Origin of the sequence: Lelliottia sp. 7254-16 (assembly GCF_002922995.1) — a bacterium.
Taxonomy (GTDB): Bacteria; Pseudomonadota; Gammaproteobacteria; order Enterobacterales; family Enterobacteriaceae; genus Enterobacter; species Enterobacter jeotgali.
Genome location: NZ_PQVS01000007.1, coordinates 87,268 through 111,086 on the forward strand (window position 1 = coordinate 87,268; position 23,819 = coordinate 111,086).

General features: G+C 57.0%; 21 protein-coding genes. 3 read left to right on the forward strand and 18 right to left on the reverse strand.

Translation table 11 applies throughout. The features are described from left to right. Positions 1-11 precede the first annotated feature (11 nt). The 3 genes from glgX to asd all read right to left on the reverse strand — a co-directional run bounded on the left by glgX (position 12) and on the right by asd (position 5,521). Complete coding sequence (gene glgX, locus C3708_RS11630) at positions 12-1,985, reverse strand: glycogen debranching protein GlgX (protein WP_103949396.1); 1,974 nt, start codon at positions 1,983-1,985, stop codon at positions 12-14. Beyond that, entirely contained in the window at positions 1,982-4,168 is a 2,187-nt protein-coding gene (gene glgB, locus C3708_RS11635; protein ID WP_103949397.1) for a 1,4-alpha-glucan branching enzyme, read from the reverse strand. The genes glgX and glgB overlap by 4 nt, the downstream gene beginning before the upstream one ends. Before the next feature lie 246 nt (positions 4,169-4,414). Then, positions 4,415-5,521, reverse strand: coding sequence for an aspartate-semialdehyde dehydrogenase (gene asd / locus C3708_RS11640; protein WP_103949398.1), 1,107 nt, complete (start codon positions 5,519-5,521; stop codon positions 4,415-4,417). A gap of 176 nt (positions 5,522-5,697) precedes the next feature. On the opposite strand from asd, the gene yhgN reads away from it, so the two are divergent. Further along, positions 5,698-6,294 carry an NAAT family transporter YhgN gene (gene yhgN, locus C3708_RS11645; protein WP_095283746.1) on the forward strand — a complete coding sequence of 199 codons (597 nt, stop codon included), beginning with the start codon at positions 5,698-5,700 and terminating at the stop codon, positions 6,292-6,294. 145 nt (positions 6,295-6,439) lie between these two features. Here the strand turns inward: yhgN and gntU are convergent, their stop codons facing one another. The 5 genes from gntU to C3708_RS11670 form a co-directional block, all read right to left on the reverse strand. After that, a complete protein-coding gene (gntU, locus tag C3708_RS11650) occupies positions 6,440-7,780 on the reverse strand; it encodes a gluconate transporter (RefSeq protein WP_103949399.1) in 1,341 nt (446 codons plus the stop codon). A gap of 3 nt (positions 7,781-7,783) precedes the next feature. Next, a complete protein-coding gene (gene gntK, locus C3708_RS11655; RefSeq protein WP_095283748.1) occupies positions 7,784-8,311 on the reverse strand; it encodes a gluconokinase in 528 nt (175 codons plus the stop codon). Positions 8,312-8,437: 126 nt separating this feature from the next. Beyond that, positions 8,438-9,433, reverse strand: coding sequence for a gluconate operon transcriptional repressor GntR (gntR, locus tag C3708_RS11660; protein ID WP_095283749.1), 996 nt, complete (start codon positions 9,431-9,433; stop codon positions 8,438-8,440). 227 nt (positions 9,434-9,660) lie between these two features. Continuing rightward, positions 9,661-10,356, reverse strand: a complete 696-nt coding sequence (locus C3708_RS11665; protein ID WP_095283750.1) for a pirin family protein — start codon at positions 10,354-10,356, stop codon at positions 9,661-9,663. Positions 10,357-10,479: 123 nt separating this feature from the next. Then, the gene (locus C3708_RS11670; protein WP_103949400.1) at positions 10,480-11,517 is read right to left on the reverse strand and encodes an oxidoreductase; all 1,038 of its coding nucleotides are present in this window, start codon (positions 11,515-11,517) and stop codon (positions 10,480-10,482) included. A 415-nt stretch (positions 11,518-11,932) separates the two neighbouring features. Between C3708_RS11670 and yhhY the strand changes: the two genes are divergently transcribed. Next, positions 11,933-12,421 (forward strand): N-acetyltransferase, encoded by a 489-nt coding sequence (gene yhhY / locus C3708_RS11675; RefSeq protein ID WP_103949401.1) that lies wholly within the window; start codon positions 11,933-11,935, stop codon positions 12,419-12,421. A gap of 92 nt (positions 12,422-12,513) precedes the next feature. Here yhhY and ggt read toward each other — a convergent pair whose 3' ends face one another. Further along, complete coding sequence (gene ggt / locus C3708_RS11680; protein WP_103949442.1) at positions 12,514-14,256, reverse strand: gamma-glutamyltransferase; 1,743 nt, start codon at positions 14,254-14,256, stop codon at positions 12,514-12,516. Positions 14,257-14,381: 125 nt separating this feature from the next. On the opposite strand from ggt, the gene C3708_RS11685 reads away from it, so the two are divergent. Next, entirely contained in the window at positions 14,382-14,759 is a 378-nt protein-coding gene (locus tag C3708_RS11685; RefSeq protein ID WP_103949402.1) for a DUF2756 family protein, read from the forward strand. Here the strand turns inward: C3708_RS11685 and ugpQ are convergent. From ugpQ to livH, 9 genes are all read right to left on the reverse strand, one after another. After that, positions 14,740-15,489, reverse strand: a complete 750-nt coding sequence (ugpQ, locus tag C3708_RS11690; protein ID WP_103949403.1) for a glycerophosphodiester phosphodiesterase — start codon at positions 15,487-15,489, stop codon at positions 14,740-14,742. The two genes, C3708_RS11685 and ugpQ, sit on opposite strands and share 20 nt — an antisense overlap. After that, the gene (locus C3708_RS11695; protein WP_103947379.1) at positions 15,486-16,556 is read right to left on the reverse strand and encodes a sn-glycerol-3-phosphate import ATP-binding protein UgpC; all 1,071 of its coding nucleotides are present in this window, start codon (positions 16,554-16,556) and stop codon (positions 15,486-15,488) included. The genes ugpQ and C3708_RS11695 overlap by 4 nt, the downstream gene beginning before the upstream one ends. Before the next feature lies 1 nt (position 16,557). Then, the gene (gene ugpE / locus C3708_RS11700) at positions 16,558-17,403 is read right to left on the reverse strand and encodes a sn-glycerol-3-phosphate ABC transporter permease UgpE (protein WP_095283756.1); all 846 of its coding nucleotides are present in this window, start codon (positions 17,401-17,403) and stop codon (positions 16,558-16,560) included. Continuing rightward, positions 17,400-18,287 carry a sn-glycerol-3-phosphate ABC transporter permease UgpA gene (gene ugpA, locus C3708_RS11705; protein WP_103947381.1) on the reverse strand — a complete coding sequence of 296 codons (888 nt, stop codon included), beginning with the start codon at positions 18,285-18,287 and terminating at the stop codon, positions 17,400-17,402. The genes ugpE and ugpA overlap by 4 nt, the downstream gene beginning before the upstream one ends. 159 nt (positions 18,288-18,446) lie before the next feature. Further along, complete coding sequence (gene ugpB, locus C3708_RS11710) at positions 18,447-19,763, reverse strand: sn-glycerol-3-phosphate ABC transporter substrate-binding protein UgpB (RefSeq protein ID WP_103949404.1); 1,317 nt, start codon at positions 19,761-19,763, stop codon at positions 18,447-18,449. Between the two features lie 302 nt (positions 19,764-20,065). Next, positions 20,066-20,779, reverse strand: coding sequence for a high-affinity branched-chain amino acid ABC transporter ATP-binding protein LivF (livF, locus tag C3708_RS11715; protein WP_095283759.1), 714 nt, complete (start codon positions 20,777-20,779; stop codon positions 20,066-20,068). A gap of 1 nt (position 20,780) precedes the next feature. Continuing rightward, positions 20,781-21,548 carry a high-affinity branched-chain amino acid ABC transporter ATP-binding protein LivG gene (gene livG, locus C3708_RS11720; RefSeq protein ID WP_095283760.1) on the reverse strand — a complete coding sequence of 256 codons (768 nt, stop codon included), beginning with the start codon at positions 21,546-21,548 and terminating at the stop codon, positions 20,781-20,783. Beyond that, complete coding sequence (livM, locus tag C3708_RS11725) at positions 21,545-22,822, reverse strand: branched chain amino acid ABC transporter permease LivM (RefSeq protein WP_095283761.1); 1,278 nt, start codon at positions 22,820-22,822, stop codon at positions 21,545-21,547. The genes livG and livM overlap by 4 nt, the downstream gene beginning before the upstream one ends. Continuing rightward, the gene (livH, locus tag C3708_RS11730) at positions 22,819-23,745 is read right to left on the reverse strand and encodes a high-affinity branched-chain amino acid ABC transporter permease LivH (RefSeq protein WP_095283762.1); all 927 of its coding nucleotides are present in this window, start codon (positions 23,743-23,745) and stop codon (positions 22,819-22,821) included. The genes livM and livH overlap by 4 nt, the downstream gene beginning before the upstream one ends. Positions 23,746-23,819 lie beyond the last annotated feature (74 nt).

A 23,819-nucleotide genomic window follows, 5' to 3' on the forward strand; every position in this document is an offset into this window, starting at 1 on the left:
CTCCTTTTTTATCATCTTTGGAATACGCACACTCCGTGTGCAGGCCCATGCCAGACAGCCATTACCACCGGATTATCCTCTCCGGCAAATGGGGAGATGGCGCGCCATTCCCCTTCAGGTAAAACAATCTCTGCAACGTCGTGCGTCGCGTTTAACGTGATTAGCCAGTTATCCGAAAGCAAAATTTGCAGACACGGAATACCGTGCTGCCACTCGCTCGCATTGAGCGGCTGTGCCTCTTTATTCAGCCAGCGTACATTGCCGTCTCCCTCTTCCCACCAGCTATCTGCCGTGAGCGCCGGGATCTGTTTACGTAGCTGGATCAATGCAGCGGCAAAGTGAGTTAGCCCGCTGTTCGCCTGTTCCCAGTCAAGCCAGGTCAGAGCGTTATCCTGACAGTACGCATTGTTATTGCCGTGCTGGCTATGACCGAATTCGTCACCCGCCAGCAGCATTGGCGTTCCTTGCGCAAGCAGCAGCGTGGTCAGCAGGGCATGCACGCTGGCTCGCCGCCGCTCGATGACATCCTGACTGCCGCCTAACCCTTCTATACCATGATTAAAGCTATGGTTATTGTTAGTCCCATCGCGGTTTTCTTCGCCGTTTGCCTCATTGTGTTTCTGATTGAAACAAACGCAGTCGCGCAGGGTGAACCCGTCGTGCGCTGTCACCAGATTGACACTGGCGGACGGCTTTCTGCCGGTACGCCTGAAAATATCGCTGGACGCGGAAAAGCGCCCGGCAAACTCGCCCAGCGACAGACTTTTTTCGAGCCAGAAACGGCGAGCACCGTCACGGTAATAATCGTTCCACTCGGCAAACAACGGCGGGAAATTTCCCACCTGATAGCCACCGTCACCAATATCCCACGGCTCGGCGATCAGCTTGACGCGTGACAGCACCGGACAGTTTTTAATCGCTTCAAACAGCGGCGCCTGCTGGCTGAACATTGGCGTTCGGCCCATGACCGACGCCAGGTCAAAGCGGAAACCGTCGATATGAAACGTCTCAACCCAGTATTTCAGGCACTGGTACGCAAAGTCCGCCACTGCCGGATGGCTGAGATTGAGCGTGTTACCGCAACCGGTCCAGTTGTGATAATCACCGTCATCCCTGATCCAATAATAGCTACGGTTATCGATTCCGCGCATCGAGAGCGTGGGTCCGTCGAGATCCAGCTCTGCGCTGTGGTTCAACACCACGTCCAGAATCACTTCAATTCCGGCCTGATGCAGGGCTTTTATCGCATCGCAAAATTCCTCTCTGGCGCGCTCCGGATGCGAGGCATAGCGCGGGTCGAGGGCAAACATCGCCAGCGGGTTATAGCCCCAATAATTCACCAGTCCGAGTCTTTGCAGGCGCGGTTCGGAGGCAAAATGCGCCACCGGCAGTAATTCCAGCGCGGTAATGCCCAGATTTTTGAGATAAGCGATCATCACCGGATGACCGAGCGCCTTGTAGGTGCCGCGAATCTCCTGTGGAATGGCCGGATGCAGGTAGGTCAGACCTTTAACGTGGGCTTCGTAGATAACGGTACTGCCCCACGGCGTGGCGGGGGGGGCGTCATCTTCCCAGTCGTAGGCGTCGCCCACGACCACGCTTTTTGGCGCAATCACCGCACTGTCGCGAGGCTCTGGCTCGTGGTCACCGTCAAAGAAAAGCGTATCGTCTTTCACGTCGCCCTCTACGCGCAGGGCACAAGGATCGACCAGCAGTTTTGCCGGGTTAAATCTCAGGCCTTGCGACGGCTCCCACGGGCCATGCACGCGAAAACCGTAGCGCAAACCGGGCCGCCCGTCGGCCAGATAGCCGTGCCAGATATCGTGACTGCGCTGCGGCAGATCGTAGCGGTATTCATTTCCCTCGCCGTCAAACACACAGAGTTCCACCCGTTCCGCGTGGGCGGAAAAGAGGGTGAAATTCACCCCTTTGCCGTCAAAGGTTGCCCCCAGCGGTGCGGGTTTGCCTGCCGTGAGTTGGGTCATTCGCCCTCCCGAACCAGCCAGATAGTTGAGAGCGGTGGCAGCGTGATGCTCAGCGAGTTAGGACGCCCGTGGCTTTCCCACTCGTCGCTATGCACGCTGCCGCCGTTACCGGCGTTGCTGCCGTGGTAATGGCTGGAGTCGGTGTTGAGAATTTCGCGCCATCTGCCCGGCTGGTTGATCCCGAAGCGGTAATGCTGGCGCGGTACCGGCGTAAAGTTGCTGGCGACGATGATTTCATTGCCTGCACTGTCGCGGCGCACGAAGATCAGCACCGAACGCTCGTGATCGTCCACCACCAGCCACTCGAAGCCGTAGGAGTCAAAGTCCAGTTCGTGCATCGCCTTGTGATGGCGATAGGTCAGGTTGAGATCGCGCACCAGACGCTGGACGCCGTGATGCCAGTTGTCACCGCCTTCCAGAAGATGCCAGTCGAGGCTTGCGTCGTGGTTCCACTCGCGCCCCTGGGCAAACTCATTGCCCATAAACAGCAGTTTTTTACCGGGGAACGCAAACATCCAGCCGTAATAAGCGCGCAGGTTGGCGAACCGCTGCCACGCATCGCCCGGCATACGGTCCAGAATCGATTTTTTGCCGTGAACCACTTCGTCGTGAGACAGCGGCAAGACAAAGTTTTCGGTGCCGTTGTAAAGCATCCCGAAGGTCAATTTGTCGTGGTGATACTGGCGATAAACCGGGTCGAGTTTGAAGTAGTCGAGGGTGTCGTGCATCCAGCCGAGATTCCACTTGTACCAGAAGCCCAGCCCCCCCATTGACGGCGGACGCGACACGCCTGGGAAGTCGGTCGACTCTTCGGCCATCGTCACCGCGCCTTCGACCTGCTCGCCGAGAATGCGGTTGGTGCTGCGCAGGAATTCAATCGCTTCGAGGTTTTCTCGACCGCCGTATTCGTTCGGGATCCACTCGCCCTCTTTACGGCTGTAATCGCGATAGATCATCGACGCCACCGCATCCACGCGCAGGGCGTCGATGCCGAAACGTTCAATCCAGTACAGGGCGTTGCCCACCAGGTAGTTCGCCACTTCGCGGCGACCGTAGTTATAAATCAGGGTATTCCAGTCCTGATGGAAGCCTTCGCGCGGATCGCTGTGCTCGTACAGGTTGGTGCCGTCAAACTGCGACAGGCCAAAATCATCCGACGGGAAATGGCCCGGCACCCAGTCGAGGATCACGCTCAGCCCGGCGGCGTGAGCGGCATTGATGAAGTAGCGGAAGTCATCGCGTGTACCAAAGCGGCGCGTCGGCGCATACAGCCCCGTCGGCTGGTAGCCCCAACTGCCGTCGAACGGGTGTTCGTTAATCGGCAGCAGTTCCAGATGGGTAAAGCCCATCCATTTGGCGTACGGCACCAGCTGATCCGCCAGCTCGCGATAGCTCAGCCAGAAGTTGTTGTCCGTGTGGCGGCGCCAGGAACCGAGGTGGACTTCATAGATAGAGATTGGCGCGTCGAAGCGGTTGGCCTGCTTGCGCTCTTCGGTCTGCACGATTTTCTCCGGCAGACCGCAAATCAGCGACGCGGTGTCCGGGCGCATTTGCGCTTCGAAGGCGTAAGGGTCGGCTTTGACCCGCAGCTTGCCGTGAGCGTCGATCATTTCGAATTTGTAGAGCTGGCCGTTATGCGCGCCGGGGATGAACAACTCCCAAATGCCCGATTCACGCCGCAGGCGCATCGGGTGGCGGCGACCGTCCCAGTAGTTGAACTGCCCGACCACCGACACGCGCTGCGCGTTCGGTGCCCAGACGGAAAAGCGTGTCCCGGTAATACCGTCCATCGTATCGGCGTGCGCGCCGAGCGTTTCGTAAGGGCGAAGATGTGTGCCTTCTGAAAGCAGCCAGGCATCCATCTCTTGTAAAAGAGGACCAAAACTGTAGGGATCGTCGATCAGGTTTTCATGACCATGCCAGAGCACGGCAAGCTGATAACGGAAAAGATTTTTACGCCGTGGAACCACACCCGCAAAAAAACCACGTGAATCGAGGCACTCCAGTTTGCCTACCTTACGGCCGGTTTTAAGTTCAATTACCCACACTTCCGCAGCGTCGGGTAACAGCGCGCGGACTTCCAGCCCGGCTTCGGTAATGTGCATACCCAGCACCGAGAAGGGGTCAGCAAAATGACCTGCAATAAGCGCATTTATCACGTCTCTATCAATACGATCGGACATGGTATTCATCCTGTTTTTTCTAATGTCGCCCTATTTAAGCGCTCCGGCGCGACTTTTAATGTGACCTGAACGGTGCGGCACAAAGTGCGTCCTCTTGCTCCGTCCTACCTCAGGTAAGAAATGACTCTTCCATAAAGCATAGCCAACGACGAAATGACTCCTGATAAAAAATAAAACCTCTGCGCATAACTCCGTGTCGTGCGCAAAAAAAGGGGGTGAAAATCACCCCCCGTTATTAGCAAATTGTTAGGCCAGCTGTCGCAACATGCGGCGAAGCGGCTCGGCGGCGCCCCACAGGAGCTGGTCCCCGACGGTGAAGGCCGAGAGATACTCCGGCCCCATGTTCAGTTTACGCAGGCGCCCCACCGGTGTGGTCAGCGTGCCGGTAACGGCAGCAGGGGTCAGTTCACGCATGGTGATATCGCGATCGTTTGGCACCACTTTCGCCCACGGATTGTGCGCAGCCAGCAGCTCTTCGATGGTCGGAATAGACACATCTTTTTTCAGTTTAATGGTGAATGCCTGGCTGTGGCAGCGCAGCGCGCCGACGCGCACGCACAAACCATCAACCGGGATCACTGTAGAAGTGCTGAGGATTTTGTTGGTCTCAGCCTGGCCTTTCCACTCTTCGCGGCTCTGGCCGTTGTCGAGCTGTTTGTCGATCCACGGGATCAGACTGCCCGCCAGCGGAACGCCGAAGTTATCGACCGGCAGGTCACCGGAGCGGGAAAGCGCCGTGACTTTGCGTTCGATATCCAGAATCGCCGAGGCCGGGTTCGCCAGTTCGTCTGCAACATGGCTGTGCAACTGACCCATCTGTGCCAGCAGTTCGCGCATATGGCGCGCGCCGCCGCCGGAAGCGGCCTGGTAAGTCGCAACGGAAACCCACTCCACCAGATCCTGCGCGAACAGGCCGCCCAGGGACATCAGCATCAGGCTGACAGTACAGTTGCCGCCGACAAAGGTTTTCACGCCGTTGTTCAGGCCGTCAGTAATAACGCCCTGGTTCACCGGGTCGAGAATAATGATGGCGTCGTCTTTCATACGCAGAGAGGAAGCGGCGTCAATCCAGTAACCCTGCCAGCCGCTTTCACGAAGCTTTGGATAGATTTCGTTGGTATAATCGCCGCCCTGGCAGGTCACTATAATATCTAGTGCCTTCAGCGCTTCCAGATTGAAGGCGTCCTGAAGCGTGCCCGTAGAGGCTCCGCCGAACGCGGGCGCAGCTTGCCCGAACTGGGAAGTGGAGAAGAAGACCGGGCGGATGGCGTCAAAATCGCGCTCTTCGATCATGCGTTGCATGAGGACAGAGCCGACCATACCGCGCCAGCCGATAAAACCAACGTTTTTCATAAAGTATGTTCCTGCAGAGGTGTGTGCTGTGTGTGTCAACCCGTATCCAACGGGTATAGCCTTCACATTACAAAATGCTGCCAAAGTCGCAAGTGAAATTAATCAATGATTGCGCTGCGATCAGTAATACCACTAATTACAATAGAAACCACAGGGTTTATCAGGGATAACAAATAATGACTGAAATCATTTCCGCGGCGGTGCTTTTGATCCTGATTATGGATCCGCTTGGGAACCTGCCCATCTTTATGTCGGTGCTGAAACACACCGAGCCGAAGCGCCGCCGGGCGATCATGATCCGCGAGCTGCTCATCGCCCTGCTGGTGATGTTTATCTTCCTGTTCGCGGGGGAAAAGATCCTCGCGTTCCTGAATCTGCGCGCCGAGACGGTGTCGATTTCCGGCGGCATTATTCTGTTCCTGATCGCGATTAAGATGATTTTCCCGAGCGCCGATGGCAGCAATAGCAGCGGTCTGCCTGCGGGCGAAGAGCCGTTTATCGTGCCGCTGGCGATCCCGCTGGTCGCCGGGCCGACGATTCTGGCGACACTGATGCTGTTGTCACATCAGTATCCGAATCAGATGAGCCATCTGGTGATTGCCCTGCTGATCGCCTGGGGCGGGACTTTTATCATCCTGTTGCAGTCATCCCTGTTCCTGCGCCTGCTCGGTGAGAAAGGGGTGAACGCGCTGGAGCGTCTGATGGGGTTGATTCTGGTAATGATGGCGACGCAGATGTTCCTGGACGGGATTCGGGCGTGGATGAAAGGCTAGGTAAAAGCAAAATGGTCACGCCAGTGACCATTTTTGGTGTTTGCACCCTCTCCCCGTGGGAGAGGGCCGGGGTGAGGGCACCAGCGTGCGCATTTCCCCCCTCACCCTAACCCTAACCCTCAAGGGAGAGGGAACCGATCGGTGATTAGCTCAGCAGCGTAAACGCAATCATCCCGACAATCGCGCCTGTCGTGCCGAGGATGGTTTCCATCAGCGTCCAGGTTTTCAGGGTTTGTGCTTCGGTCGCGCCGGTAAATTTACCGAACAGCCAGAAGCCTGCGTCGTTCACGTGGGAAACCACAATCGAACCGCCCGCGATACAGATAGACAGTGCCGCCATCTGCGCGCCAGAGTAGTTCAGCTGTTCAATCACCGGCATCACCAGGCCAACCGCCGTCAGACAAGCGACCGTGGCGGAACCCTGAATGATGCGCACCGCCGCTGCCAGCACGAAGCAAGTCACGGCAATCGGCAAGCCCATTCCGGTCAACGCTTCGCCCAGAGCCGGGCCAACGCCGGAATCCACCAGCACTTGCTTGAACACACCGCCCGCACCGATCACCAGCAGAATAATCCCCGCCGGTTGCAGCGCCGCGCCGCAGATTTCCATCACGCGGTCTTTCGGCATCCCCTGACGCATCGCCAGGCCGTAAATCGCCACCAGACACGCCACCAGAATCGCGGTGAACGGATGGCCGATAAACTCAAACCCTTCGTAGGCATTCGACCCGACCGGCACAAAGCGCGCGGCGATGGTTTTCAGGCCCACCAGCACTAAAGGCAGCAGGATCAGCGACAGGCTGAAGCCGAACGATGGCATTTTGCCTTCGCCCAGGTGCGGCTCGCTGATGTCATCAGGAATGTGCAGCTCAACGTAGCGGCTGATAAAGTTGCCCCACAGCGGTCCGGCAATAATCATCCCCGGGATCGCGGCGCACAGGCCAATCAAAATCATCCAGCCAAAATCAGCGTGCATCTGGGAAGCCAGCAGCATTGGCGCAGGCCCAGGCAGCAGGAACGCTGCGGCCGCTGCCACGCCCGCAAACAGCGGAATGACCAGCTTCACGAGGTTGGTGCCGGTATGACGCGCCATCGAGAACGCGACGCTAATCAGCAGCACCACGGCCACTTCGAAGAACAGCGGCAGCGCGCAAATCAGACCGGCCAGACCAATCGCATAATGCGCGCGGCTGTGACCGAAGGATTTGAGCATCTTGACGGCAATCTGATCGACCGCGCCCGTCTCATGCAAAATCTTGCCAAACATCGCGCCCAGCGCGACCACAATCGCCAGGAAACCCAGCGTGCCTCCCATCCCTTTTTCCATTGTCGCTGCGATTTTATCGAGCGGCATACCGGAAAAGAGACCTGCACCAATAGAAACCACCATCAAAGCGACGAAGGCATGCATACGCGCCTTCATCACTAAAAACAGCAGCAGCAAAACCGAGCCGACTGCCGTCAAAACAAGCGTTAAAGTTGTCACTGCTTACTGCCTTTTTTTAATGACCTCAATGGTGCTGGCAACAACACCGTCCAGCGGCTGATCGATATCGACGATCAGAACATCGCTTTCGTCCGCACCCGGTTCCTGCAGCGCGTCGAACTGCGTCACCAGCATCTGAGTTTTGAAGAAATGACCTTTACGCGCTTTCAGACGGCTTTCGATGACCTCGAAATCGCCTTTCAGATAGATAAAGGAGAGGTTTGGATTACCGTCACGCAGCAGATCGCGATAGGTCTTTTTCAGCGCCGAACAGACAATCAGCGACACTTTGTTGGTGCGCTGCATCGCAAACGCGGCATCGTTCAGCGCCTGCAACCACGGCTTACGATCGTCGTCGTTCAGCGGCTCGCCAGCGGCCATTTTGGTGATGTTGCTGCGCGGATGAAGGAAGTCGCCATCCAGAAACGCGGCCTGGAGCTGATGCGCCACTTCGCTGGCGACGGCAGATTTACCGCTACCTGAAACGCCCATCAGAACGTAAACGTGGTGATCGAGATTTGTCGTGCTCAAAGGGTGCCCCTCAGTCAATTGTTACGGGTAACAGTTATCGGTAACATTGTCCTGCCGGGGCTATAGAGAAGCAATATCCATTCGTGCGCGAAGTGAATAAGTGTGAGCTACTTCAAATTTGTCAGACTAAATTGATCCACCCGGTGACAAGGTGAAACCTAAATCTAACATTTTAGGTGTTACAACTTCACCTCGAATGCGCGCCAGCAGGCGTTCTGCACCGATGCGGCCCATACGTTCGCGCGGCGTCAGGACACTCGCCAGACGCGGCTCCATCACCTGCCCGATATCGTGACCGTGGAAGCCAGCAATAGCGATATCGTCAGGGATTTTTAGCCCCAGACGCTGGCATTCAAAGGCCGCGCCGACCGCAAGGTCATCGTTGGTACAGAAAATGCCATCAAGCTGCGGATACTCCCGGCGTGCCTGGCGCATGAGCTCAATACCGGACGAATAGGAAGACGACTGCTCAACCATCACGCTGTACGGCGTTAAGTTCGCGTCGAGCATGGCCTGCTCATAGCCCTTCTGTTTGATGATAGTACGTTCATCGAGACGTGCGCCGAGATACGCCACATGGCGATGACCGCGTGCGAGGATGGCGGCTGTCATTTGACGTGCGGCTTCGAAGTTATCGAACCCAACGGCGATATCCAGGCACGGCGATTGGCTGTCCATCAGCTCGACCACCGGAATACCGGCGACTTCGATCATCTTCAGGGTGCGAGGCGTGTGCGTACGTTCGGTTAAGATCAGGCCGTCGATGTTCCAGGAAAGCATCGATTCAAGACGTTCTTCTTCCAGTTCCGGTTTGTATCCGTAGTGCGCGAGCATGGTTTGATAACCGTAGGCGTCGGTAACGCTTTCGATTCCGCGCAGCACTTCGGCGAAGACCTGGTTAGTTAAAGAAGGAAGCAGAACACCGACCGCACGGCTGGTGGCATTGGAGAGAATATCGGGCGCGCGGTTGGGGATATAACCCAGTTCATCGAGAGCAGCGGCAATCTTGCCACGCAACGCCAGGGAAACCTGTTCCGGGTTACGCAAAAAGCGGCTGACCGTCATTTTGGTCACGCCGACGCGATCGGCCACATCCTGAAGTACGGGTCGTTTCTTTTTCATCGTCCTGAGAGAAGCCTTTAATGAGACATTCTCTCAGTTTATCACGGACAAAGGCCAACCTTCCCCTGTCAAATGTGGAAGGTTGGCCTTTTATCATAATTAATACACTAAATCATTCGAGTTGCATCAAGGCGGCAACGCAGCAAATCCCCGGGAGCGTACATAAGTACGCGACCGGGGTGAGCGAGGAAGGCCAACGAAGATGCGGCTTGAAGGATGACGTGTATTTATACTGGCGGCAGATCGAAGAGCAGTATTTCACTTTCGCTGTCGGCATGAACGGACAACGCCTGCTCATCCCAAATCGCCAGACCGTCGGCGGTGGTGGCTTTAGTCCCGTTGATGGTGACTTCGCCTTTCACTACCTGAATCCACACGCGGCGGTTCGCAGCAATCTGATGCACAGACTGTTCGTTTTTCGCCAGCGCCCAACGGTACAGCTCCATATCCTGATGCACTTTCAGGGAGCCATCACGCGCATCCGGGGAAAGTACCAGCTGTTTGCCCTGCAGGGCGTCAAAGCGGCGCTGCTCGTAGCGCGGCGTGATGCCGGTTTCTTCTGGAATGATCCAGATTTGATACAGGTGCAGTTTTTCGGTTTTGCTCGGGTTGTACTCCGAGTGACGCACCCCGGTACCGGCGCTCATAATCTGGAACTCACCGGCCGGAACCTGCTCTTCATTACCCATGCTGTCTTTGTGCGCTACGGCGCCTTCCAGCACGTAAGTCAGGATTTCCATGTCTTTGTGCGGATGGGTACCGAAGCCCTGACCTGCGTCAATCACGTCATCGTTAATCACGCGCAGTGCCGAGAAGCCCATGAAGTTCGGGTCGTAATAGTCCGCGAACGAGAAGGTATGCCATGAGTCCAGCCAGCCATGATTTGCGTGACCACGATCGCCTGCTTTACGTAAAAAGATCATTGTTTTTCACCCCAGTTCGTTTCGATGGAGTAAGTGTGGACGCAAACGGCCAGGGATCATAGAGGGTGAAAATTGACTCCTCTGTTCAAAAATTATGAACAAGCCCAGAGGAGTCTTTTTAGCTTACTTCGCGAGGGTAATCGTGGCCGGAGAAGCCTGCTCGAACCCACGTTCAAGGATCTCCAGATTGGTCAGAACTTCAGATTCCTTGACGTAATTCGGCGCGCCCTGGGTAATGGTGGCGAACAGCGCATCGTAGACGCGGCCATAGTCGCCGGTTTCCGGTATAAGCTCCTCTTTCACCGTCACGCCTTCGCGATTGACGTACTCCAGTTGGCCTACCGATTCATCCGCCGCAAAGCCCGGTTCGCCCGGCATGATATTGGCCTTCAGGCTGGTTTCCTGCTGGTCGATGCCGTATTTGATAAACGAGCCGCGAGTGCCGTGCACGATAAATTTCGGGTAATCGGTTTTCACCAGATGGCTGGTTTTGACGATGGCTTTCAGGTCGCCAAAGAACAGCTGCGCTTCAAAGGTGTCGTCCGGGTTGGCTTTGTTGCGCAGGCTGCGAATGTCATACGACACGTGATCCGGGCGGCCAAACAGGGAGATTATCTGGTCCATTGTATGCACGCCCAAACCGTAGAACGCACCGTCCTGCGGCAGACCGGGCTTGGTTTCCGCCACCGGGCGATACATGTCGAAATGGCTTTCGATCTCGACGATATCGCCCAGCTTGCCGCTCTCAATGGCCTGTTTCGCTAACAGGAAGCAGGTATCAAAGCGACGGTTCTGGTACGGCGTGACGGTCAGCCCTTTGCTTTTTGCCAGCGCAAACAACTCTTTGGCTTCAGCCATTGTCGGCGTGAAAGGCTTTTCCACCAGCACGTTTTTGCCTGCTTCCAGCGCGCGTTTCGCGTACTCAAAGTGGCTGTCAGCGTGGGTGCAGACGATCACCAGTTTGACCTGCGGATCGTTTAAGACCTCATCAAGATCGCTGGTGAAATGAATGTGGGAATACTGTGGGGACTGCTCTTCCGGCTTCGCATGGCGGCGGAAAATGTGCGCCACATGCCAGCTGTCTTTACGGTTGAGAACATACGGAAGGTGATAGCGGGTGGTGCTTTTACCAAATCCAATAAATGCGCAATGTAATGTCATGGCTCAGTCCTTGTTAAGGTTGCTGGGACTACCATAGCGCAAGTTTTCCCATCGCCCCAACAAATGCTCGCGCATCAGCCGTCGGCGACGCAGACAGTTTGCGCACGGCAAGCGCGCAGCAACCGGAGCGTACTTAATGTACGTGAGGATTGCGAGCACTTCCCGGGGGCAAAGTGGCAAGTAAGCCAGGCTGAAACAGGATAAAAAAAAGCCAGCGCTAGGCTGGCTAAAGTAATACTGGAAGCAATGTGAGCAATGTCGTGCTTTCAGGTTTCCGTAGAGGTCTTCCTGAACGCGAGACAATAATAATCATTCTCATTCGCACTTGTCCAATACTTTTTGCAAAAAAGTGAGTTGACTCACCTTTCAAACTCCATGATGTTAAAGAGGACATTAACCTAACGAGGATGAAGGAATGAGTGAGATAGTGATACGCCACGCTGAACCGAAAGATTACGACGCGATCCGTCAGATCCACGCCCAGCCGGAGGTGTACCACAACACACTACAAGTTCCTCATCCGTCTGAAGAGATGTGGCATGACCGGCTAACGGAACGCGTCGGCGTCAAGCAGCTGGTCGCCTGTATTGACGGTATCGTGGTCGGGCATCTGTGCATCGAAGTGACGCAGCGCCCGCGCCGTAGTCACGTAGCCGATTTTGGCATTTGCGTGGGCGCACAGTGGCACAATCGTGGCGTCGCCAGCGCGCTGATCCGCACCATGATTGATATGTGTGACAACTGGCTGCGCGTTGATCGTATTGAGCTGACGGTGTTTGTCGACAACGAACCGGCGATCGCGGTGTACCGCAAGTACGGTTTTGAAATCGAAGGGACCGGCAAAAAATATGCTCTGCGCAACGGTGAGTATGTGGATGCGTATTATATGGCGCGGGTGAAATAATCGTTGCGAATTGCCGGGTGGCGCTGAGCTTACCCGGCCTACGTTCGTGCCGTTGTAGGCCGGGTAAGGCGAAGCCGCCACCCGGCAAACCATCAGTACCCTGCCGTCAAATCATCCACCGACCGCGGGTCCGATGCGCCAGAAAGCGTTCCGTCCGGCGCAACCACAATACTCTGCGTACTGCCCATCGCCTCTTTCACCACCACTTTCTGCCCGCGCTGCTCCAGCAGTTTGATGGTGTCCGGGCTAAAGCCTTTCTCCACGCGCAACTCATCCGGCAGCCACTGATGGTGGAAGCGCGGTGCGTTGGTCGCTTCCGCCACGTTCATACCAAAATCGATGCTGTTGACCACCATTTGCAGCACCGTCGTGATAATACGGCTCCCGCCAGGGCTGCCCGTCACTAGCCAGGTTTTACCGTCTTTCACCACGATGGTCGGTGACATCGACGACAGCGGACGTTTCTTCGGCCCGACGGCATTCGCATCGCCGCCCACCAGCCCATAGACGTTCGGCACGCCCGGTTTGGCGGAGAAATCATCCATTTCGTTATTGAGCAGTATCCCGCTGTTCCCCGCGACAATCCCAGTGCCAAACACGGTGTTGAGCGTGTAAGTCACCGCCACCGCGTTACCGTCTTTATCCACCACCGAGAAGTGGGTGGTCTGATTGCTTTCATACGGCGCGAGTTTGCCGGGGCGGATCTGGCTCGACGGCTTAGCCTTGTTGATATCAATCTGATCCGCCAGCGATTTGGCGTAGGCTTTGTTGGTCAGCGCCTGCCACGGCACTTTCACAAAATCCGGATCGCCGAGGTATTCCGAGCGGTCGGCATAGGCATATTTTTCCGCCTCGGCCATCACCTGCATCGCATCGGCGCTACCAAAGCCAAATTTGTGCATATCGAAGTTTTCAAGAATATTGAGGATCTGCACGATGTGAATCCCACCGGAGGACGGTGGCGGCATGGAGAACACCTGATACCCGCGATACTCTCCGCTGATCGGCGTGCGTTCCACCGCTTTGTACTCCGCCAGATCCGCTTTGGTGATAAGCCCCCCGTTCTTGCGCATCTCGTCGGCAATCTGGTCGGCAATCGCCCCTTTATAGAAGGCGTCTGGGCCGGTTTCGGCAATCAGTTCCAAACTTTTGGCGAGATTTTTCTGCACCAGCTTATCGCCCTTCTTCAGCGGTTCGCCGTCTTTCCAGAAGATGGCTTTGCTGTTTTCGTGATTGGGAATCACTTCGCTGCCGTAGGTTTTGAGATCGTCCGCTAACGCGTCATTGACCACAAACCCGTCGCGCGCCAGTTTGATCGCTGGTTGCACCACTTTATTCAGCGGCAGCGTGCCGTATTTTTCCAGCGCCAGCGAGAAGCCAGCGACCGTGCCCGGCGTGCCGCTCGCCAGATGCGAGGTCAGGGATTTTTTGCTGTCCGGGTTGCCCTGATCGTCAAGGAACATATCGCGCGTGGCCTGATTCGGCGCCATTTCACGGAAGTCGATAGAAGTGGTTTTGCCGTCTTTGGTGCGCAGCAGCATAAAGCCCCCACCACCGAGATTCCCCGCCTGCGGATGCGTTACCGCCAGGGCATAACCCACGGCGACGGCGGCGTCGACGGCATTACCGCCCTGTTTGAGAATATCCACGCCGACCTGCGTAGCCATCGCATCAACGGACGCCACCATCCCCTGCTTCGCCCGCACGGGATGGAAAACATCTTCTTCCACGCCGTAGGAGACTGGCGGTGCGGCAGGCGGATTCGCCGCCACGGTAAATGTGCCGCCGGCCATCAGCGCAGCGATCGCTACCCAGCGCAAAAACGTTGGTTTTATCATTGTTGTTCTCCAGGTGAAGGGAGCCAAATTCCCGTTTAAGCCTGGTTCACAACTCCTAAAAAATCATCGTGGTGGCGGATTCGAGGTAAACTTAAGAGAAGCCTCAGAAGGAGGAAATGACAATGAAACGTTTACTGATCTTAACGGCACTGCTTCCGTTCGCCGTGCTCGCACAGCCACTCAATACCATGAACAACCCGAACCAGCCGGGATATGAAATCCCGAGCCAGCAGCGGATGCAGACCCAGATGCTGGGCCAACAGCAGCAGCAAAAAGGGATGTTGAATCAGCAGTTGAAAACCCAGACTCAGCTTCAGCAGCAGAGCCTGCAAAATCAGATGAATAACAACACGCAGATGATTCAGCAGGGCCAGCCGCGGGTGCAGCCGTTGCCGAATCCGAACGGTGGGATGTTAAGCGGCGGGACGAGCAGCGGTCAGCAGCAACATATGCTGCCGCCACGCTCGAACGGCGATATGCTCAATAATCCGCAGAATTAAAGTTCGGGCCAATCACGTCAATCGCATCGGTGCAGATGCAATCCACGCCCCAGCGCAGCAACTCCGCCGCACGCTGGGGTTTGTTCACCGTGTAAACCAGGATGTGCAATCCAGCATCCTTCAGCATCTTCACGCGCGCCTCATCCAGCAGACGATGGTTCAGGTGGATCGACACGCAATCTAAGCGGGTGGTCAGCTCGCGCCAGCCGTCACGCCATTCGTCCAGTAATAATCCGCGCGGCAGTTCCGGTACAGCTGCTTGTGCTGCTTCGAGGGCGTCAATTTCAAACGACGACAGCAGCGGTGCGGTCATCCCCTCCCACATTTCGCGCGCGGCCAGCGCAATCACTTTCCCGGTGAGCGGCCCGGTGCCGGTGGTTGGTTTGATTTCGATATTGGCCATCATCCCGTGCTGACGACAGCGGTCTGCCACTTCCGCCAGCAACGGCAGCGGTTCGCCTTTGAACTCGCCGCTGAACCAGCTTCCGGCGTCCACTTTCAGCAGATCTCGCCACGGCAGATCGCCCGCCACACCCCAGCCGTTGCTGGTGCGCTCAAGGTTATCGTCGTGCAACAGGAAAATTTCGCCATCTTTCGACAGCTTGGCGTCAAATTCAATCATCTGATGACCGTAATACGCGCCCTTATCAATCGCTGCCAGGGTGTTTTCCGGTGCTCGTTTCCCGCCGCCACGGTGGGCGACGATGTGAGGATATGGCCAGTTACTCATACGCGTTGTCCTGTTTCACCATCAAATAAGTGCAGGTGATTTTCCGGCAGATGCAGCCACAGCGTGCTGCCCGCCTTTGGGCGTTCCTGATGCGCGAGGCGCACCACCAGCTTTTGATCGCCCCAGCGCCCGTGCGCCAGGTTGTCCGCACCCAGCATCTCCAGCGTGTCCATCACCAGGGGCACGCCGCCTTCCGCCTGCGAGCTTAGCGCAATATGTTCCGGGCGGATACCGAGCGTCATTTTACGCCCGGCGTAGCCGCGGTAAAACCAGTTCACCGGCAGCGCCATGCCGCTCTCGAGCTCAAAATGGGTGCCAGCATTGCTGATGCGTCCTTCCAGCAGGTTCATCGCCGGGCTACCGATAAAGCTGGCAACGAAGCGGCTGGCCGGTTTTTCGTACACTTCTACAGGCGTACCGATCTGCTCAGCGATGCCTTTGTTCATCACCATTACGCGCTGGGCGAGGGTCATCGCTTCTACCTGATCGTGGGTGACGTACAGCGAAGTGGTTTTCAGGCGACGATGCAGATGCTGCAGTTCGAGGCGCATCTGCACGCGCAGTTTAGCGTCGAGGTTGGAGAGCGGCTCGTCGAACAGGAACACCGCCGGATCGCGCACGATCGCCCGGCCCATCGCCACGCGCTGGCGCTGGCCGCCGGAGAGCTCGCGCGGGCGACGTTTCAGCAGCCCATCCAGCTCCAGAATGCGCGCGGCCTCTTTCACTTTCTCTTCGATATGGCCCTTGCCCATCCCGCGGATTTTCAGGCCCCAGGCCATGTTCTCTTCCACGCTCATGTGCGGATACAGGGCGTAGTTTTGGAACACCATCGCGATCCCGCGATCTTTCGGTTCCATTTCGGTCACGCGCTGGCGGTCAATCCAGATATCACCGCTGGTCACGCGCTCAAGCCCGGCCACCATACGCAGCAGCGTCGATTTCCCGCAGCCGGACGGGCCGACCATCACGATAAATTCGCCGTCCGCCACGTCCAGCGTCAGGGGTTGAATCACCTGGGTTTTGCCGTCCCAGCTTTTGGTTACTGCCTGTAATTTTAATCCAGCCATCTTATTTCTCACTGTCTACTAAACCACGCACGAACGCGCGTTGCATGGCTAAAACGATTACGACCGGGGGAATCAGCGTGAGCAGCATTGCCGCCATCACCTGGTTCCAGAGGGTGGTGCCTTCGCCAGTAGCGATCATGCCTTTGATGCCCGCCACGGCGGTGCCGAGATTGACGTCCTGCACAATCAGCAGCGGCCACAGATACTGGTTCCAGCCGTAGATAAAAGTGATCACAAACAGCGCCGCGAGATTGGTTTTGGAAAGCGGCAGCACGATGTCGCGGAAGAAACGCATCGGCGAGGCACCGTCGATGCGCGCGGCTTCAATCAGCTCGTCCGGCAGGGTCATAAAGAACTGGCGGAACAGGAAGGTCGCGGTCGCCGAGGCCATCAGCGGCAGGGTCAGGCCCGCGTAGCTGTCGAGCATTCCAAGATTGGCGATCACTTCCACAGTCGGGAAGATACGTACTTCGACCGGCAGCATCAGGGTGATAAAGATCATCCAGAAGAACAGGTTACGCAGCGGAAAACGGAACCAGACGATAGCGAAGGCCGAGAGCATCGAGACCACGATTTTGCCGACCGTAATGCTAAACGCCATGATGAAACTGTTGAGCATCATCAGCCAGAACGGCGCGCTGTTGGCCCCGACGCCCTGGGTCCAGATGGTCGCCATATTCTCGAAAAGATGGCCGCCGGGAATGAGCGTCATCGGCGTGTCGAAGACCGCTTTGGTATCCAACGTAGCGGCAACAAAGGCCACGTAAAGTGGGAACAGAATGACGACGATCCCGAGAATTAACATGGTGTGGCTGAAAATCGTCAGCCCCGGACGGTTCTCAATCATTGGTAGCGCACCTTACTTTCGACATAGCGGAACTGAACCACCGTCAGCACAATCACCAGCCCCATCAATACCACGGACTGCGCGGCAGAGGCTGACAGATCCAGACCGGCAAAGCCTTCGCGATAGATTTTGTAGATAAGCGTGGTGGTCGCTTGCACCGGTCCACCGGCGGTGGCGGCGTCGATCACCGGGAAGGTGTCGAAGAAGGCGTACACCAGGTTGACCACCAGCAGGAAGAAACTGACCGGCGCAATCAGCGGCAGCGCCAGTTTGAAGAAGCGGCGAATCGGCCCAGCGCCGTCAATCGCGGCGGCTTCAACCAGCGATCGCGGTATGGATTGCAGCGCAGCAAAGAAGAACAGGAAGTTGTAGCTGATCTGCTTCCACACCGAGGCGAAGACCACCAGAAACATCGCCTGCCCACTGTTTTGCGCGTGGTTCCAGTCGTAGCCAAATTCACCGAGGAAATGGGTAATCAGCCCACGCCCTGGGTTAAACAGGAAGATCCACAGCACGGCGGCAACGGCGGGTGCCACGGCGTAAGGCAGCAGCATCAGCGTCTGATACAGACGGCTGCCGCGCACCACGTAATCAACCAGTGCGGCGAAAAACAGCGACACCGCAAGGCCGCTGAACGTCACCAGGGCGCTGAATTTGATCGTCGTCCAGAAGGAGTCGAGGTAATAGCTGTCGTGCCAGAGTGCGACGAAGTTATCCAGCCCAACAAACTGGCTGGAGAGCCCGAACGGATCGACGCTTTGTACCGAGTACCACAGCGCTTCGCCCGCAGGCCAGATGAAAAAGATAACGGTGATAATCAGCTGCGGGGCGACCAGCAAATAGGGCAGCCAGCGCGAACGGAATACCGGACGGGATGATGACATAGAGGGACTCTTTTCCAGAAAACGCCGGGTGGCGGCTTCGCCTTACCCGGCCTACAAGGTGCATTTTCTCCCTCTCCCCGTGGGAGAGGTTTGGGCTGAGGGCATCAGCCCGCATTAAACCTGTAGGCCGGATAAGCGCAGCGCCATCCGGCAAAAACATTAAGACTTGGTCGACTGCTCAAAGCGGCGCAGCAGCTGATTCCCGCGCTCTACTGCGGAATCCAGCGCCTGCTGTGGCGTTTTCTTGCCGGTCCAGACGCTTTCCAGTTCTTCATCCACGATGGTACGAATCTGCGGCATGTTGCCCAGACGCAGACCTTTGGTGAACGGTAACGGCGGCTTGTTCAGCATCTGGCGGGTGGCGATATCCGCACCTGGGTTTTTGTCGTAGAAGCCCTGCTCACGTGTCAGGTCGTAGGCGGCTTTGGTGATCGGCAGATAGCCCGTCTTCTGGTGCCACTCGGCAGCAATTTCTGGTTTTGCGAGGAAGTCGAGGAACTCCGCCACGCCTTTATACGTACCGTTGTCTTTGCCCTGCATCACCCACAGGCTCGCTCCGCCGATGATGGCGTTCTGCGGTGCGCCTTTGACATCCGCGTCGTAAGGCATCATGCCCACGCCGTAGTTGAATTTGGCGTAGTGACGGATATCCGCCAGCGATCCGGAAGAGGCGGTGGTGATGGCGCAGTCGCCGTTGTAGAACTTCTCGGTGGATTCGTCTTTACGTCCGAAGTAGCTGAAATCGCCTTTCTTGTTCAACGCTTCCAGCAGGGCGATGTGCTTCACCTGCTCCGGCTTGTTGAACTCGAGTACCGCGTCGGTACCGTCAAAGCCGTTGTTTTTGGTGGCGACCGGCAGACCGTGCCAGGCGCTAAAGTTTTCGATCTGGATCCAGCCCTGCCAGCCGCTCGCATAGCCGCACTTCATGCCTGCTGCTTTCAGTTTGGCGGTGTACTCGGCCAGGTCTTGCCAGGTTTTCGGCGGCTGATCCGGGTCCAAACCGGCTTTTTTGAAGGCGTCTTTGTTGTAGTACAGAACCGGCGTGGAGCTGTTAAACGGCTGGGAAAGTAAATGCCCGGTTTTGGAGTCGGTGTAGTAACCGGAAACCGTTGGCACGAACTGAGATTCATCGAAGTTAATGCCCGCGTCTTTAAACACTTCATAGACCGGCTTGATCGCTTTCGAGGCCATCATGGTGGCAGTGCCGACTTCATACACCTGCAGCAGCGCCGGTGCGTTACCGGTACGGAATGCCGCGATACCCGCGCTCAGACTCTGTTCGTAGTTACCTTTGTACACCGGCACAATTTTGTAATCCGGGTGGGTATCGTTGAAACGCTGCGCCAGGGAATCAACCTCTTTGCCCAACTCCCCTTCCATCGAATGCCAGAACGGAATCGTGGTGACAGCCATTGCGTTCGTCGCAAAAGCCAGACCGATTGCCAGACCCAAAGCTGTGTGTCGTAACGAAGTCATTGTCATCTCTCTTTATTGTGCCGGATGCGCGATATCACGCGTTTTATGCTCGCGAGGTAACATGACATGCTCGAATGACAGAAAAATAACTGTTTATTTACAGAATGATGACAGACGGGGGTCAGGGGGATGATGGAATAGTGACGGGGATGTGGCAGTTTAGAAGGAGCGGTCTGGTGCCCTCACCCCGCCCTCTCCCACAGGGAGAGGGAGAAAACATAAAAAACGGCAACCTTTGGTTGCCGTTTCGCCTAGAACTCGTAGGCCGGGTAAGGCGAAGCCGCCACCCGGCATTTCACAAACTAACCGCCCAAATACGCACTCCGCACCGCTTCGTTCGCCAGCAGCGCGTCGCCGGTATCGGAAAGCACCACGTGGCCGTTCTCCAGCACGTATCCGCGATCCGCGAGCTTCAGCGCCTGGTTGGCGTTCTGCTCGACGAGGAAGATGGTCATCCCCTCTTTGCGCAGCTGCTCGATGGTGTCGAATATCTGCTGGATGATGATCGGCGCTAAACCGAGCGATGGCTCGTCGAGCAGCAGCAGACGCGGCTGACTCATCAGCGCACGGCCAATGGCCAGCATCTGCTGCTCACCGCCGGACATGGTGCCTGCACGCTGAATGCGGCGCTCGTACAAACGCGGAAAGAGTTCATACACGCGTTTAATGCGGGTCTGATACTGCTCGCGTTCGGCAAAGAAGCCGCCCATCGCCAGGTTTTCTTCTACCGTCATCCGGGAAAACACCCGGCGGCCTTCGGGAACAATCGCCACCGCTTCACGCATAATTTTGGCGGTCTGCCAGTCGGTGATGTCTTTACCGTCAAAGACGATGCGCCCGCTGGTGGCACGCGGATCGCCACACAGGGTACCGAGCAGCGTGGTTTTCCCCGCGCCGTTGGCCCCGATGAGCGTCACGATCTCGCCCTGATTGATATGCAGGCTGACGTCGTGCAGGGCCTGAATCTTGCCGTAGTGGGCATTCACCTTGTCAAAAGATAACATCGCTTTTTCCATTTTATGCCTCACCCAGATAGGCGCGGATCACGTCCGGGTTATGTCGAATTTCATCAGGCGTGCCGTTCGCCAGCGGCGTGCCCTGATTCACCACGTAAATACGGTCCGAGATGCCCATCACCAGTTTCATATCGTGCTCAATCAGCAGAATAGTGGTGTCGTGATGGTTACGCAGCTCGACGATCAGCTCGTCCAGCTCTTTGGTCTCTTTCGGGTTCAGACCGGCAGCCGGTTCATCGAGCATCAGGATTTCCGGCTGCGTCACCATGCAGCGGATAATCTCGAGACGACGCTGATCGCCATAGGCCAGGTTGCTCGCCTGACGGTTAGCGTGCTGCAACAGGCCAATACGATCGAGCCAGGTGGCAGCGCGATCGAGGGCTTCGCTCTGCGCACGGCGGAAGGCCGGGGTTTTCAGCAGGCCAGAGAACACGCCGCTCTTGAGCTGCTGATGTTGCGCCACCAGCAGGTTTTCAATCACCGTCATTTCACGGAACAGACGCACATGCTGGAAGGTACGTACCACGCCCATGCGGGCAATTTGCTGGCCCGGCAGCCCCTCAAGATGCTGATCGCGCAGCATAATGGTCCCGCCCGTCGGCTTATAGAAACCGGTCAGGCAGTTGAAGACCGTGGTTTTCCCCGCGCCGTTCGGGCCAATCAGGGAGACGATCTCTTTCGGGAACAGGTCCAGCGAGACATTATTGACCGCCAGCAGGCCGCCAAAACGCATCATCAGACCGTTTACGGATAATAATGGCTGACTCATGCCTGCTCTCCTTTCGCTTGCCCGTTCTTCAGCTTTAACTGTGGACGGGTCATCGGCAGCAAGCCCTGCGGACGCCAGATCATCATCAGCACCATCAAACCACCCAGCATTAACATGCTGTATTCGTTAAAGTCGCGCATCAATTCGCGGGAAACCACCAGCAAAATGGCCGCGAGGATCACCGCAAACTGGGAACCCATCCCGCCGAGCACCACGATGGCGAGCACGAAGGCTGATTCGGCGAAGGTGAAGGATTCCGGGCTGACGAAGCCCTGACGCGCGGCAAACAGGGTTCCGGCAAAACCGGCGAACGCGGCGCTGATGGTAAAGGCGGTCAGCTTGATGCGCGTCGGGTTCAGGCCCAGGGAACGGCAGGCGATTTCGTCTTCACGCAGGGCTTCCCACGCGCGACCCAGCGGCATGCGCAGCAGACGGTTAATCACGAACAGCGTAATGACCACCAGCAGCAGCGCCACCAGATAGAGCCAAATCACGCGGTCAGACGGGTCGTACTTCACGCCGAAGAAGTTGCTGAAAGTATCCCAGCCGCCTTCGCGTGCGGAACGGCTGAACTCCAGGCCGAAGAAGGTCGGTTTCGGGATCTGGCTGATGCCGTTCGGGCCGCCGGTCACTTCGGTATTGTTCAACAGTAAGATACGGACGATTTCGCCGAAGCCTAAAGTCACAATCGCCAGGTAGTCACCGCGCAGGCGCAGCACCGGGAAGCCGAGCAGGAAGCCCGCAGCGGCAGACACCAGGCCCGCCAGCGGCAGACAGGTCCAGAAGCCGAGGCCGTAATAGTGGTTCAGCAGCGCAAAGGTGTAAGCACCGATGGCGTAGAAACCGCCGTAACCGAGCACCAGCAGGCCAGACAGACCGACTACCACGTTCAGGCCGAGGCCCAGAATCACGTAGATCATGGTCAGGGTGGCGATATCCACCGTCCCGCGCGAGACCATAAACGGCCACGCAACAGCAGCAACTAACAGCGCCACCAGGAACAGTTTCTGTTTAACGGAGGAACCGTCGATGGCAGGCAGCACGAATTTCGGGCCGGAGACGTTTTTCAACGTCTTCTGGAACACCGGACGCAGCAGCTGGAACAGGAACACCACGGCGGTGCCGACAAACACCCACTGCCAGCGGATATCGGCGGCGGTATCGACCACCAGTTTGGTGCCATCCAGTTCTAACTGCACGCCCATAAAGACGCCCGCGAGGACGAAGAACATGGCGGCAGAGAGGAGCGCCATCGCAAAATGCATCGGTTTCATACTTTCTCTACCTCCGGACGACCCAGGATCCCGGTAGGCATCACCAGCAGCACCAGAATCAGCAGCGCGAACGACACCACGTCTTTATATTCGGTACTCAGGTACGCCGAGGAGAGCGCTTCAGCAACGCCCAGAATCAGGCCACCGATCATCGCGCCAGGAATACTGCCGATCCCACCCAGAACCGCGGCGGTGAAGGCTTTCATCCCGGCCATAAAGCCGATGTAGGGGTTGATCACGCCGTAGAACTGACCGAGCAGCACGCCCGCGACGGCGGCCATCGCCGCACCGATCACAAAGGTCAGGGCGATCACGCGGTCGGTGTTAATCCCGAGCAGGCTGGCCATTTTCAGATCTTCCGCGCAGGCGCGGCAGGCGCGGCCCATGCGGGAGTAGCGGATGAAAATGGTCAGTGCCAGCATCGCCAGGAAGGTCACAATCCAGATAACCAGCTGCATGGTGGTGATGGACGCCGAGAAGTTTTCGCTGGCACCGACAATCCACTGGCCGTTGAACAGGCTTGGCAGCGCCACGTCGCGCGAGCCTTCCGTCAGGCTGACGTAGTTTTGCAGGAAGATGGACATCCCGATGGCGGAGATGAGCGCAATCAGACGCTTGGAGCTGCGCACGGGCCGATAGGCCACGCGCTCGATGCTCCAGCCGTAGGCGCTGGCAATCACAATCGCACCGACAAAACCGGCACCGACCAGCAGCCAGCTGCTGTCGATGCCCATCATCATCAGGGCGGCGATGATCATAAAGGAGACATAGCTGCCGATCATATACACCTCGCCGTGGGCGAAGTTGATCATGCCGATAATGCCGTAGACCATGGTGTAGCCGATGGCGATCAGCGCATAGGTGCTTCCCAGCGTGACGCCGTTAAACATCTGCTGCAAGAAATAGAGAAACTGCTCGGACATAAGGGAACCTTTTTAGACCCGCAGGACGGGATACTGAACCCACTCTAAATAATTCGAGTTGCAGGAGGGCGGCA